14 protein-coding genes and 1 pseudogene are annotated in these 12,299 nt (G+C 74.3%); 6 read left to right on the top strand and 9 right to left on the bottom strand.

Features of this window, described 5'->3' with window-relative positions:
• Positions 1–113: 113 nt before the first annotated feature.
• The 3 genes from gnd to GPJ59_RS11460 all read right to left on the bottom strand — a co-directional run bounded on the left by gnd (position 114) and on the right by GPJ59_RS11460 (position 2,430).
• The gene (gene gnd / locus GPJ59_RS11470; protein ID WP_374200837.1) at positions 114–1,157 is read right to left on the bottom strand and encodes a phosphogluconate dehydrogenase (NAD(+)-dependent, decarboxylating); all 1,044 of its coding nucleotides are present in this window, start codon (positions 1,155–1,157) and stop codon (positions 114–116) included.
• A gap of 173 nt (positions 1,158–1,330) precedes the next feature.
• The gene (locus GPJ59_RS11465; RefSeq protein ID WP_219666819.1) at positions 1,331–1,822 is read right to left on the bottom strand and encodes a hypothetical protein; all 492 of its coding nucleotides are present in this window, start codon (positions 1,820–1,822) and stop codon (positions 1,331–1,333) included.
• A gap of 71 nt (positions 1,823–1,893) precedes the next feature.
• Positions 1,894–2,430 (bottom strand): NUDIX hydrolase family protein, encoded by a 537-nt coding sequence (locus GPJ59_RS11460; protein ID WP_219666817.1) that lies wholly within the window; start codon positions 2,428–2,430, stop codon positions 1,894–1,896.
• A 138-nt stretch (positions 2,431–2,568) separates the two neighbouring features.
• On the opposite strand from GPJ59_RS11460, the gene GPJ59_RS11455 reads away from it, so the two are divergent.
• Positions 2,569–2,955: a hypothetical protein gene (locus tag GPJ59_RS11455; RefSeq protein WP_219666815.1), complete on the top strand. Its 387-nt coding sequence runs from the start codon at positions 2,569–2,571 to the stop codon at positions 2,953–2,955.
• 119 nt (positions 2,956–3,074) lie between these two features.
• Here the strand turns inward: GPJ59_RS11455 and GPJ59_RS11450 are convergent, their stop codons facing one another.
• Positions 3,075–3,533 carry a MarR family winged helix-turn-helix transcriptional regulator gene (locus GPJ59_RS11450; RefSeq protein ID WP_219666813.1) on the bottom strand — a complete coding sequence of 153 codons (459 nt, stop codon included), beginning with the start codon at positions 3,531–3,533 and terminating at the stop codon, positions 3,075–3,077.
• 62 nt (positions 3,534–3,595) lie between these two features.
• On the opposite strand from GPJ59_RS11450, the gene GPJ59_RS11445 reads away from it, so the two are divergent.
• Together GPJ59_RS11445 and GPJ59_RS37320 are read left to right on the top strand one after the other, a co-directional pair.
• On the top strand, positions 3,596–3,964 hold the full coding sequence (locus GPJ59_RS11445) for a VOC family protein (protein ID WP_219666805.1): 369 nt from the start codon (positions 3,596–3,598) through the stop codon (positions 3,962–3,964).
• A 33-nt stretch (positions 3,965–3,997) separates the two neighbouring features.
• Positions 3,998–4,341 (top strand): annotated as a pseudogene (locus tag GPJ59_RS37320) (ISL3 family transposase); the annotation flags it as partial.
• Here GPJ59_RS37320 and GPJ59_RS11440 read toward each other — a convergent pair.
• The 5 genes from GPJ59_RS11440 to GPJ59_RS11420 form a co-directional block, all read right to left on the bottom strand.
• Positions 4,257–4,430, bottom strand: coding sequence for a hypothetical protein (locus tag GPJ59_RS11440; protein ID WP_219666803.1), 174 nt, complete (start codon positions 4,428–4,430; stop codon positions 4,257–4,259). The pseudogene GPJ59_RS37320 and the gene GPJ59_RS11440 overlap by 85 nt on opposite strands.
• A gap of 385 nt (positions 4,431–4,815) precedes the next feature.
• The gene (locus tag GPJ59_RS11435; protein WP_219666801.1) at positions 4,816–5,562 is read right to left on the bottom strand and encodes a response regulator; all 747 of its coding nucleotides are present in this window, start codon (positions 5,560–5,562) and stop codon (positions 4,816–4,818) included.
• The gene (locus GPJ59_RS38460) at positions 5,559–6,704 is read right to left on the bottom strand and encodes a sensor histidine kinase (protein WP_219666793.1); all 1,146 of its coding nucleotides are present in this window, start codon (positions 6,702–6,704) and stop codon (positions 5,559–5,561) included. The genes GPJ59_RS11435 and GPJ59_RS38460 overlap by 4 nt, the downstream gene beginning before the upstream one ends.
• 22 nt (positions 6,705–6,726) lie before the next feature.
• Complete coding sequence (locus GPJ59_RS11425; protein WP_219666791.1) at positions 6,727–7,365, bottom strand: hypothetical protein; 639 nt, start codon at positions 7,363–7,365, stop codon at positions 6,727–6,729.
• Between the two features lie 477 nt (positions 7,366–7,842).
• Positions 7,843–8,643: a hypothetical protein gene (locus GPJ59_RS11420; protein ID WP_219666789.1), complete on the bottom strand. Its 801-nt coding sequence runs from the start codon at positions 8,641–8,643 to the stop codon at positions 7,843–7,845.
• A 302-nt stretch (positions 8,644–8,945) separates the two neighbouring features.
• Between GPJ59_RS11420 and GPJ59_RS11415 the strand changes: the two genes are divergently transcribed.
• From GPJ59_RS11415 to GPJ59_RS11405, 3 genes are all read left to right on the top strand, one after another.
• A complete protein-coding gene (locus GPJ59_RS11415; RefSeq protein WP_219666781.1) occupies positions 8,946–9,935 on the top strand; it encodes an MBL fold metallo-hydrolase in 990 nt (329 codons plus the stop codon).
• Positions 9,928–10,986 (top strand): RNA ligase family protein, encoded by a 1,059-nt coding sequence (locus tag GPJ59_RS11410; RefSeq protein WP_219666778.1) that lies wholly within the window; start codon positions 9,928–9,930, stop codon positions 10,984–10,986. The genes GPJ59_RS11415 and GPJ59_RS11410 overlap by 8 nt, the downstream gene beginning before the upstream one ends.
• A gap of 195 nt (positions 10,987–11,181) precedes the next feature.
• On the top strand, positions 11,182–12,299 hold a 1,118-nt coding region (locus GPJ59_RS11405; RefSeq protein ID WP_219666775.1), incomplete at its 3' end, for an FAD-dependent oxidoreductase.

The raw sequence follows: 12,299 nt of genomic DNA, 5'->3' as shown, positions 1-12,299 counted from the left end.
GGCGGGCCGGTCGACGGCGGGTCGGTCCGCGGCGGGCTCCACCGCGGGCTGGTCCACGGCGCTGCGGTCCATGGCGGGCTGGTCCACGGGGGGCTGGTCCATGGCGGGCGCCCTCACTCGCCCGCGCCGGGGCGCTTCTCGGCGTGGCCGCCGAACTCGCTGCGCATCGCGGACAGCACCTTGGCGGTGAACCCGCCCAGGCCGCGGGACTCGTAGCGCTGGGCGAGGGAGGCGCTGATGACCGGGGCCGGCACGCTCTCCTCGACGGCCGCCAGCACCGTCCAGCGCCCCTCGCCCGAGTCGGAGACGCGGCCCGAGAAGTCGTCCAGCCGCGGGGAGCGGGCCAGGGCGTCGGCGGTGAGGTCGACCAGCCACGAGCCGACGACCGATCCACGCCGCCACACCTCGGCTACCTCGGCCACGTCGATCTCGTACCGGTAGGCCTCCGGATCGGACAGCGGGGCGGTCTCGGCGTCGGCGGTCCGCGTGCGCAGGCCGGCGTCGGCGTGCTCGATGATGCTGAGTCCCTCCGCGATGGCGGCCATCATCCCGTACTCCACCCCGTTGTGGACCATCTTCACGAAGTGGCCGGCTCCGCTCGGCCCGCAGTGGAGGTAGCCGTGCGGCGCGGTGCCGTCGGCACGGGTACGGCCGGGGGTGGGCTCGGCACTGCCGGCGCCGGGCGCGATGGTGCGGAAGAGGGGGTCGAGCCGTTCCACGGGAGCCTGCTCGCCGCCGATCATGAGGCAGTAGCCGCGTTCGAGGCCCCAGACACCGCCGGAGGTACCGCAGTCGACGTAGTGGATGCCGCGCTCGGCGAGGCTCGCGGCCCGGTCGATGTCGTCCCGGTAGTAGGAATTCCCGCCGTCGATGACGATGTCGTCGGGTTCCAGGAGGCCGACGAGCTGGTCGAGGGTCGACCGGACCACGCCCGCCGGCACCATCAGCCACACGGCGCGGGGCCGTTCCAGCCGCTCGACGAGCTCCTGGAGGGAGAAGGCCGGGGTCGCGCCCTCGCCCTGGAGCGCCCGTACGGCATCGGGGGCGACGTCGTGGACGACGCAGCGGTGGCCGTCCTGCATGAGCCGGCGCACGAGGTTGGCGCCCATCCGGCCGAGTCCGACCATCCCGAGCTGCATGGGTGCGTCCGAGGCCATCGCCGTCCTCCCGTTCCGGGCCGCGTCCAGGGGCCCGTGTCGCGCGGCACGCGCCGTACCGCGTGCGGGGCGGCGGCCGTCCCGCCCACCAGGGCCCACTGTGCGCGACCACCGCGGATCCGGCACCCGGGAATCCGCCACCCGGTCACGGCGGTACGCGGCGACGCCGGAGGTCAGGCGGCGGGGCGTGAGCGGCGGGGCGGGTGGTGGGCGCGGGCCCCGGGCAGGTACATCGGGACGACGGCGGCCGCGGCCAGCAGGTCGGGCAGGGCCATGAGCGCGGTCCACCAGCCGGCTCCCGCGCCGTCCATGCCGCCGTCCATGCCGAGGTCGCCGACCCGGAACAGCACGAGCGCGGCACCCACGCAGGCCAGGACGGCCCGGGCCCAGGCGTGCCCGGCCCGCATCCGCGCCGCCACCGCCAGCCAGCCGGCCAGGAGGACGACCAGTACGCCGGCCGACAGGGCGAGTCGGGCGATCGCCGTGCTCCGTCCCGAGAACTCCGTCAGCTCGTCCAGGCCGGTGGGCGGCACCACGAAGGCGCCCAGGAACCAGACCAGCACTTCCGTCGCGACCGCGGCCAGGGTGAGCGCCCATGCGGCCTCGATCTGCCGCGGGCGTCGTGGGCCCGTGCCCTCGCCGTTGCTCGTGGTACCGGTCGTCAACTCAGCCTCCTCGGGTTGCACCCGGTGAGACGGCGGACGGGGCCCGCGGGTTGAATCCGGGCCGAAAATCCTCAGTACGCGTGCCCCACATGCGCCAGCGCCTGCTTCAGCAGGACTCCCCTCCCGCCCGGCATCTCGCTCTGCACGGCCGGGGAGGCGGCCTCCTGCGGGCTGAACCAGACCAGGTCCAGCGCGTCCTGCCGAGGCCGGCAGTCGCCGGTCACCGGCACGATGTAGGCCAGGGAGACCGCGTGCTGGCGCGGGTCGTGGTACGGGGTGATGCCCGCCGTGGGGAAGTACTCGGCGACCGTGAACGGCTGGAGGGAGGCGGGGACACGGGGCAGGGCCACCGGGCCGAGGTCCTTCTCCAGGTGGCGCAGCAGCGCGTCACGCACCCGCTCGTGGTGCAGGACACGGCCGGACACCAGGGTCCGGCTGACCGTGCCGTCCGGCCCGATGCGCAACAGCAGTCCGATGCTGGTGACTTCGCCGGTGTCGTCCACCCGCACGGGCACGGCCTCGACGTACAGGATCGGCATCCGGCCCCTGGTCAGCTCCAGCTCGTCCGTGCTCAGCCAGCCGGGCGTGGTCTCGATCATGTCAGACATTGCTTGATCATACTTTCCGGAGGGGCTGTGCGCAGGATGCACGGGCCGGTTCACACACGAACGAGCGGCCCGCCGTGGCGGGCCGCTCGTCACCACGGCTCCGGCCCGGCGGCCGGCACGGCCAGGGATACTGGCCCGATGCAGCTGCCCCCGGACGCCGTCGCCGCCACGGTCCTGCTCACCTCGGTCCGCCTGACCGAGCCCTGGCCGCGCCCCGGCAAGGAGGTCGGTGCCTGGGAGGGCGCCGAGATGGATGAGGTCCTGGACCTCATCCATGCCCTGCCGGGCAGCCGGCAGTACCGCTGCGGGTTCCGTCCGGGCTGGAGCGTCCGCGCGTACGACGAACGCGTCGCCGAGCCGCTCTTCGAGGCGGCGTTCTGCTTCTCCTGCCACGAGGCCCGCCTCACCGGCTCCGCCGTCCACGGCCGCGCCCTGGCGACACAGTTCTTCGACCCGGACAGCCCACAGGGCCAGGAACTACTGGCCCGCCTACGAGCCTCCGCAGAGCGCGGCAGCTCCACCTGAGCCCCGGACCACGGCGGGCAACGCCAACGGCCCGTGAGCGTCCGAGGTCGCCGACACGGATTTCAGGCTCGGCTGCACTCCTGTCCGAGCGTGAAACGAGACGTGCGCCGCGGAACGAGCTATGCACCCTCGTTGCCATCACGCAGGGAATGGATCATGCTCTGCAGGATCCGGAACGCGCCTGACTGCTCGGTCTCGGTCAGGCCGGCCAGCATTCTGGCCTCGACGGACCGGACGGCTGCGCTCGCCTTCTCGAGGCTCCGTCGGCCGCGAGGCGTGAGACGCGTGGGAAGCACCTTCCCGACGGGTGCCTCCGCAGGCCTGGTCACGTAGCCGTCTCGTTCCAGGGCCTGGAGCAGCACGTTCATCGTCTGCCGTGTCACGAACGCGCCCCGCGCGAGCTCGGAGTTCGACAAGCCCGGTCGTTGCGCCAGCAGCTCGAGGCAGGAGTAGTGCGTCACGCTCATCCCGAGCGGCCGCAGCACTTCCTCCATGGCCGCGCGCAGCGCGCTCGACGCTTCTTTGAGCAGGTAGCCCAGTGACGTCTCCAGGTCGACGCCGACACCTTCTTGACTCATGTCAGTATTCTGACATACGTTGATGCATGTCAGAAAACTGACACGAAAGAAGGAGTGTCATCATGCCCGCCACCGGCCCCGACTTCATCTCGTTCCAAGTACGCGACCTCGACGCTTCGCAGGCGTTCTACGAGCAGTACCTGGGCCTCGTCCGCTCGCCCGCCGGACCTGCGCACGCCGTCGTCTTCGAGACGAAGCCGATCGCGTTCGCACTCCGCGACGTCATTCCCGGCACCGACCTCGCATCCGTCGCTCAGCCCGGCATCGGTGCCGCGATCTGGCTCCACGCCACCGACGTCCAGGCCATCCATGACGCGCTCGTCGCCGACGGTCACACCATCGTCTCCGCACCGATCGACGGCCCCTTCGGCCGGACCTTCACCTTCGCCGACCCCGACGGCTACCAGGTCACGCTCCACGACCGTGCTTGACCGACCCGAACGCCACCGGACGATCATCACCGGTTGCGCCCCGGGCTCGTACGTGACGCCACCTTCTGCCCTGCTGACCTGACGACGTTCTGCCGACTGGATGACCTCGGCTCGGAAGCGGTCGGCCAACAGTTGCATCCCGACCACGCCGTGTTGCTCTGTCGAGTGGTCGACCCTGATGACTGGTGCCATGCCTGCGGCTGTCCGGGGGTGCCGCGCGACAGCGTGGGCGCCGACCGGCGCACGTCCTGCTCGGCCGGCAGGCAACTGTCCTGCACGTCCGCATCCGCCGCTACCGCTGTTCGGGCTGCGGGCAGGTCTGGCGCCAGGACACGACCGCGGCCGCCGCGCCGAGGGCGAAACTGCGCGGTGTGGGCGAGGCCGACTTCTCCGTCTTCGGCGCGTCGGGAGGACCGCCCGAGGACCGGGAGGCGTTCGTCGACCGGCAGGTGCGCGCGCTGCGCATCGCCGCGTCACCCGGGTTCGCGTTCGATGCGGCCGCCGCGGCCGAGCGGGCCGGACGGGTCTTCGACCGCGGGTACGACGCCCTCGGCGTGCAGCGCCAAGGCCTCGCGGTCGTCGCGACGGGCGACCGCACCGCATGGCTGAGGACCCTGCGGGTGCCCACACCGGTGATCCACGGCGCCTGCGACATCCTGTGCGACGTCAGCGGCGGCCGGGCCACGGCCGCTGCCGTCCCGGGTGCCGAGCTGGTGGTCCTGGAGGGGATGGGACACCACCTCCCGCAGGAACTGTGGCCCGAGATCGCCACCCGTATCGCCGCACTCGTCCACCGCGCGGAGGCGGACCGGCCGGCCCGGCTGAACACCGGTCGGAGCAGGCCGCACCGGTCACAGCAGGCCGTGGTCGCGGGCGTAGATCGCCGCCTGGGTGCGGTCGCGCAGGCCGAGTCGGGTCAGGATGCGGGAGATGTGGTTCTTGACGGTGCCTTCGCTCAGGAACAGTTGCGAGGCGATCTCCCGGTTGGTCGAGCCGTCGGCGACCAGCCGGAGCACTTCCGCCTCCCGCGCGCTCAGCGGATGGCCCGCACCGGGACGCCCCGCGCCGGAGTCGCCCGCACCGGGGCGGCCTCCACCCGGTTCGCCCGTCCTGGTGCCGGGCCGTCCCTCCTGCCGGTCGAGCGCCGCCATCAGGCGCGCGGTCGCGGCAGGGTCCAGCTGCGCGACACCGGCGTGACACAGTCGCACCGCGTCGGCCAGGTCCGCCGAGGGCAGGTCCTTGAGCAAGTACCCGCCGGCGCCGGCCTGCAGCGCCCGGACCACGTACTCCTCGTCGTCGAAGGTGGTCAGCATGACGACGCGGCAGTTCGGCGCGCGCCCGCGCAAGACGCCGACCGCCTCGACGCCGTCCATGCCGGGCATCCGGACGTCCATCAGGACCACGTCCGGGGCCAGTTCGACAGCCTTCTGCACGGCGTCCGCGCCGTCCACCGCGGTCCCGACGACCTCGATGCCGGGCTGGATGCCGAGCAGCGAGGCGATGCCCTCGCGGATGAGGTGCTGGTCGTCGACGACCAGCACCCGTACCGCGGGCGTCCCCGTCGTCCCGGTCGTCCCGGTCGTCCCGGTCGTGGTCATGACGGCTCCCCCTGTCGCTGTCGCTGCGGCACGGTCACGGTCAGCCGGGTGCCCGCCCCGCCGCCGCTGTCGATCTCCAGACGCCCGCCCACGGCCCGGACCCGCTCCCGCATGCCGCGCAGCCCGAACCCCTCCGCCCGCCGCGCGAACCCGCGCCCGTCGTCGGCGACGGTCAGGCGCGCCTGCGCCGGGTCGAGGAGCACCGTGACCTCGATGCGCGAGGCGCCGGCGTGCCGCCGCGCGTTGGTGATGCCCTCCTGGGCCACGCGGTAGAGGACGGTCAGCGCCGCCTCGCCGTGGCCGCTCTCCTCGCCGTCCCACCGCAGGACGATCTCGTCCTGGCGGGCCACCAGATCCTCCAGCGCGGGGCGCAGCCGGAACGGTTCGGCGTCCAGCGCGCGTACGGACGTCCGTACGTCGGCCAGTGCCTGCCGGGCCGAGCGCCGGGCGTCCTCCACGGCGCGCCGCGCCGCCTCGGGGTCCCGCTCGCGGAAGGCCGTGGCCTTCTCCAACTGCACCACGACCGCCGTGAGGTGGTGCCCGAGCCCGTCGTGGATGTCGCGCGCCACCCGGCCCCGCTCGGCGGCGGCCGACAGCCGGGCCACCTGGTCGTGGGAGGCCTCCAGCCGCGCCCGCAACCGGTGCTCCTCGACCGCGGCGGCCGCCATGGCCAGTGCCAGCACCAGGCCGACCACGAACATCAGCAGGTCGGAGAACCGCTCCGGGTCCGGGTACGAATGCGGCGTCGTGGCCACGGCCAGGCCGACGCAGCCGAGTGCGAGCGCACCGGCGGCCCTGCGCCCGAAGGCGAAGTACGCCGTGAACGGGACGAGCACGAACAGCACGCGCGAGAGCCCCGACCCGTCGGTGGCCGCTACGGCCACGAACAGCCCCAGGCGCACGCACAGCAGCACGACCGCCGGACCGGCCGGAGTGCGGGTGGGGTAGCGGCGGTACTCGAACAGGTCGAGGGCGAACAGCAGGACCATGGTGGCGACGAAGGCCCCCAGCCGGCCGCCGGCCTGGTTCTGGTGCAGGTCCCCGTCCGGCCCTCGGCCCGACAGGGCCGCGTACCCGCCCGCGACGAGTACCGCTCCGTACAGCAGCGGTGCCGTCCACGGCGCGGGTCGGGAGGCGTACACGGCCCCCACCGTACTGGGCATGTCAACGGACCTGCTCCGGCCGGGCCGTCGACCCCGCCTTCGGCCACACCGCCAGCGAGAGCCGGGCGAGCGAGGCGGCCGCCAGCACGTGGACGGCGCTGGTCCAGACACCGTCCGGCAGCCGGGACGCGAACGCGAGCAGGGGCAGGAAGAGGCCGTAGCCGTAGGCGGCGAGCCGGGGGAGGACCCCGGCGCGCACCATGGACGCGGAGAACAGCAGGCTCCCGACCACGAAGACGACCACGCTGCCCAGGACGGCGACCCGGCTCGGGGCGGGCAGCACGTCCGACCCCTGGAAGAAGACGACGAGGTTCAGAGCGAAGGCCACGCCGCTGAACAGCGCGAGCCCGACGAGGTTCACCGCGTAGCCGACGGCTCCCAGCCGGCCTGCGGCCGGGGCCTGGTGGAAGTACAGGGCCGATACGGCGGGTGCACCGAACGCCGTTCCCAGACCGAGCGCCGCACTGGTCACGGCCGTCTCCCCGGTCACCGCCTCGATGGTCCCGGGCACGCCGATCGAGAGTGCGAGCAGCACTCCGGACAGGGCGCCGAAGCGCTGCAGCCAGGCGGGCGGCCGGAATGCGTACGGCGCTGCGGAGGCAGCGGCGGGGGAGGGGGCTGCGGGTGTGGTCGCGGGCATGAGGCGCTCCTCGGTGGTCGTCGCGGAGTGGGCAACGACCGGACCGTACGGGCGCCGTCGCGTCCGCCGGCAGTGCCGAACGGCCAAGACGCGGTCACGGACGACGGCGCGTCAGCGGCCACAGGTCATGTGCAGGCCTTCCGGCCGCCCTCCCGGCCCGTCGGCGCTCCCGGCCCTCCTGCCGTTCCCGTCGTTCCCGTCGCTCATGCCAGGAGACCGACGCGCGGGCGCCGGGAGGAGGGGCGGGGGCCGGCGCACACGGGGGCTGGCGCCGGCCCCCTGGGGAAGGCCGCCGGCCGGGGGCGGTGGTCCGGCAACCGTGGTGTGCTGGGGCCCTGGGTACGGCGCGGGGCACGACCGCACGCGCGGGGCAGCAGTTGAACTGTAAAGCATGTGTGGCCGGGCCCGACCACCGGGTCGGTCCGGCGGCCGGTGACCTGGGCCCCGGGGCGGGCCCGGAGCCGGTTCGGCCGGTCGTCAGGGTGCGGTCTCGTGGGCGGCGTAGTTCGCCGAGACCGCGTTCAGCAGCGGGCCGAGCTGCTCGACCAGCTTCTGGTAGTCACTGGTCCGGCCGTCCGACCACTGGCCGAGGCCGACGACCATGACGCGGCCCTGCCCGGTGAAGGACTGCACGATGCCGCTGTCCGGCGGCAGGGTGGGCAGGCCCGATGCGGGCGGCGGGGCCTGGGCCGCCACCTGGTAATCGTCGAAGGCCCGTGACAGCCCGAAGACGAGGCTCGCGGTGTCCGCGGGGTCCCGCATGGTGAACGCGGCCAGGTTGTACTGGTTGTTCGCCGCGTCCTTGTAGAGCGCGATCTGGTGCCCGAGGCAGCCCTGACCCGCGGCGATCCGGGAGGCCAGCAACTGCCCGACCGACCCCGCCGCGGGGCAGGACTTCGGGTGGGCGGCCCCGACCTTGGTGAAGCTGCCGCCGCGCCCGTCCGGCACCCGCTCCGGGAACGCCCGGTCCAGCGCGAGCACAGGCCGGCCGGACCCGGGGGCGGCGGAGGCCGCAACCGTCGCGGAGGCGGCCGCGGAGGCGGTCGGGGAGGCGGACCCGGCCGCCTCGGCCGGTACGCCGGCCGAGGCCGTGGCCGACGGCGTTGCCGAAGGGGTCGCTGCCGGTGCGCCGGCAGCGGCACCGTCCGCGGACCCGGCCGGCCTCAGGGCGAGGAAGGCGGCCACCGTCACGGCGGCGGCGGCCGCGGCCCAGGCCGCGTTCCGCGGCCATATGCGCTTGTCCGCCGGGGTGCCGGCGGGCTCGTTGATGTTCTGCACCGTCGCACCCTAGCCACTTGCTGCGACGAGCGGAACGGTGGGTTCCGTACGGGGTCGGCGGCGCCGGCCCGGACGGGCGCGCAGGCGCCGTCCGGCCACCCAGCCGGCCGGACGACCACCCAGCCGCCCCGTACAGCCCGCGAGGAAGAACTCCCGGCCCCCGCTCCCGCCGGAAAACCACGGGCCGCCCCGGGACACCGCCCGCTACGATCGCCCCCTCACCCGATCTCACTTGATCTCACCCGGTCTCACCCGGTCTCACCCCGGTCTCACCCGATCACGGCGGTCCCACGGAGGCACCGATGACACAGGCGCCCTCGCGGACACCTGCCCACCCCGAACGGCTGGAGCAGGGACACCCGTTCCGCCAGTGGAAGACCTGGCGCATACCCGGTACCGAGCTCACCCTCACCGGATACTCGCGCGCCAACGACAAGACGTTCTTCCACATCCCCGAACTGCGCTGCGCGCTCGACGCCGGCCTGGTGGAGGGCCGCCGGCCGGAGACCGTCTTCCTCACCCACACCCACCACGACCACTCCAAGGACCTCGACCACCTCGCCGCCCGGCCCGCCGGTGTCGACATCCACCTGCCCGCCGCTGCAGTGCCGTACGTGGAGACGTTCCTACGGGCCTCCGCCGAGCTGAACCACGGCACGGCCTACGACCCGGACCTCGCCGCCGGCTGCCGGCTGCACGGGGTGCGCGGCGGCGACGAGTTCACCTTCGGCCGCCGTGGGCACCACGTGCGGGTCGTGGAGTGCGTGCACAAGGTGCCGTGCGTGGGATACGCGTTCTCCGAGGTCCGCAAGGCACTGCTGCCCGAGTACGACGAACTGCGCAGGTCCCTCGCCGAACAGGGCCGGGCCGCGGAGTTCGGCCGCATCCTGGCGCAGCGCCGCAGGGAAGGTGCGGCGGTCGAACACGAGGTGCGCAGGCCCCTGTTCGCCTTCCTCGGCGACACCCACGTGAGCGTCTTCGAGGACAATCCGTGGCTCTTCGAGTATCCGGTGATCGTCACCGAGTGCACCTATCTCGACGACGCCGAACGGGAGCGGGCCGACCGGGTGGGGCACACCGTCTGGAGCCGGCTGAGGCCCGTCGTCGAGGCTCACCCGGACACCCTCTTCGTCCTCACCCACTTCAGCCTGCGCCACTCGGACCAGGACGTCCTCGCGTTCTTCGGCGACCGGCGGCCCGAGAACGTGCTGCTCTGGGTGCACCCGGACAGCCACCTGCCCGAACAGCACCAGCACCAGCATCAGCACCAGCACGGGGGCTCCCATGAGTGACGGCCGCTGGGCGCCGTACCCCAAGATCCCGTCCCGCGCCCGGCTGGGCGAGGCGCGGGCCGCCCGGAACTGGGTCGCACTGGAGAAGATCCACGGGGCGAACTTCGCGGTCGTGTGCGACCACACCGGCGTACGTCCGGCCAAACGCCGTGAACTGCTGGGCGAGGACGGCCTGGACGACTTCTTCGGCGTGGCACGGATCTGGCCCGCCCTGGCCGTCGCCGCGGAGCACTGCGCCGCCGCCCTCCGCCGCCACTGCGGCGCGGAGGCCACGGCACCGGTCACGGTCTACGGCGAACTGGCGGGCGGGCGCTACCCGCACCCGGACGTGCCGCCCACGCCGGGTACGGAGCCGGTGCAGACCGGCGTCTGGTACGCGCCGGGTCTCGTCTGGCTGCCGTTCGACGCCACGGTCGGCACCCGCGGCGGCATCCGCTGGGTCGCCGACCGGGTGCTGCGGGAGGCCGCGGACGCCGCGGGCCTGCACTGCGCCCCGCTCGTCGCGCACGGGACGCTCGCCCAGGTCCAGGAACGGACGCCGGTGTTCCCGACCCGGGTACCGGCGCTGCTGGGCCTGCCCGAACTACCCGGGAACCTCGCCGAGGGAATCGTCGTCAAGCCCGCCGGGGAATGGCGGGCCACCCACGGCACCGACTCCGACACCGGTACCGACACGGCCACCGGCACCGGCGCGGCCGCCCGCCCGGTGGCCAAGTTCAAGCAGCCCGCCTTCGCCGAGGACGACCGCTTCGACGGCTCACGGCCCTACCGGGCGCCCGCCGAAGGCGCGGCCGGCGTGCCCGGCTGGCTGCTCGGCCAGGCCGCCGCGCTGCTCACCCCGGCCCGGGCGGCGGCCGCCGTCAGCAAGCTGGGCCCGCGCACTCCGGCCGAGGAGGTCGCCGTCGAGATCGCCCGGGACGCGGTCGAGGAGACCGCCGAGGCCCTCGGCGGCCTCGGGGACGGCCTCGCCCCGTCCCTGGAGCGGGCCCTGCGGCCCGGAGCCCTGGCACTCGCCCGCCTCGACGCGGCGGACCGCCGGGCCCTGAGCTGACCCGGGCCCGCCGCTCACCGCCGTGGGGGAGGAGGGAAGGACCGAACGCGCCGTCCTCCTACGGTGGTGGACGACAGTCGCGGAGTGAGTCTCGCGCGGCCGGAGCAGCGTGCCGCCCCCGGCGCCCCGCCCGAACTGGCCCGAACGGCCCGGACGTCTCGAACGTCCCGAACGTCCCGAACGGAGAGGTGTCCCATGGCCAAACGTCACGCAGTGGTGGTCGGGGCCGGAATCGGCGGCCTGACGGCCGCCGTCGCACTGCACCGCCGCGGCTGGCACGTCACCGTCTGCGAACGCGCCCCCGAACCCCCCGCAACCGGCGCCGGCATCGGCCTCGCCCCCAACGCCCTGCGCGCGCTCGACACCGTCGGTGTCGACGCCGCCTACGCCGCCGGGAGTTCGGTGCCCGCGGCGATGGGCGTGCGCCGCCCCGACGGGCGGTGGCTCACCCGGATCGCCACCGCGGACATGGCGGCCCGGTACGGCACACCCCCGATCGCGGTCCCGCGCCCGGCCTTCACCGCAGCCCTGGCCGCCGCCCTGCCGCCGCGGGCCCTGCGCTACGGCGCCGCCGTGACCGCCGTCGACGACGCCGCGGGGCGCCCGACCGTCCGTACGGCAGCCGGCCCGAACCTCGCCGCCGATCTGGTCGTCGCCGCCGACGGCATCCACAGCCCGCTGCGCCGCGCCTTCTTCCCCGCCCACCCCGGCCTGCACTACATCGGCGAGACCGCCTGGCGGACCGTCGTGGACGCCCCGGACCTGCGGATACCGGCCATGAGCGAGACCTGGGGACGGGACGGGCGCTTCGGCGTGACCCCCCTCTCCGACGGCCGGTTCTACCTCTACGCCACCGCGGTCGCCCCGGCCGGCACCCGGTCGGCCGACCCCCGCGCCGAACTCGGCCGCCGCTTCGGCTCATGGCACGACCCCATTCCGGCCCTGCTGGACCGCGTCTGCCGTCTCGACCCCGCCGACGTCCTCCAGAACGACCTCTACGACCTGGCCGCCCCGCTGCCCAGCCTGCACCACGGCCGGATCGCCTGGCTCGGCGACGCCGCCCACGCCATGGCCCCCAACCTCGGCCAGGGCGGCTGCCAGGGCGTGGAGGACGCGGTGGTCCTCGCCCACCTGCTCCCCACCGGAGACGCCGGGGACACCGGGAACGCAGGGGACACCGGGGACGGCCCCGACCCCGACGCCGACCCCGTCCCCGCCGCCCTCGCCGCGTACACCGCAGCCCGCCGCGACCGCACCGACGCCGTACGCGTCCGCGCCCGCCGGGTCGGCCGCCTGGGCGCCCTGCGCAACCC

Source organism: Streptomyces bambusae (genome assembly GCF_019400985.1).
GTDB classification, from domain to species: domain Bacteria; phylum Actinomycetota; class Actinomycetes; order Streptomycetales; family Streptomycetaceae; genus Streptomyces; species Streptomyces bambusae_A.
The sequence above is the reverse complement of the archived record's forward strand: the minus strand, read 5'-3'. Positions and strand labels throughout refer to the sequence as shown.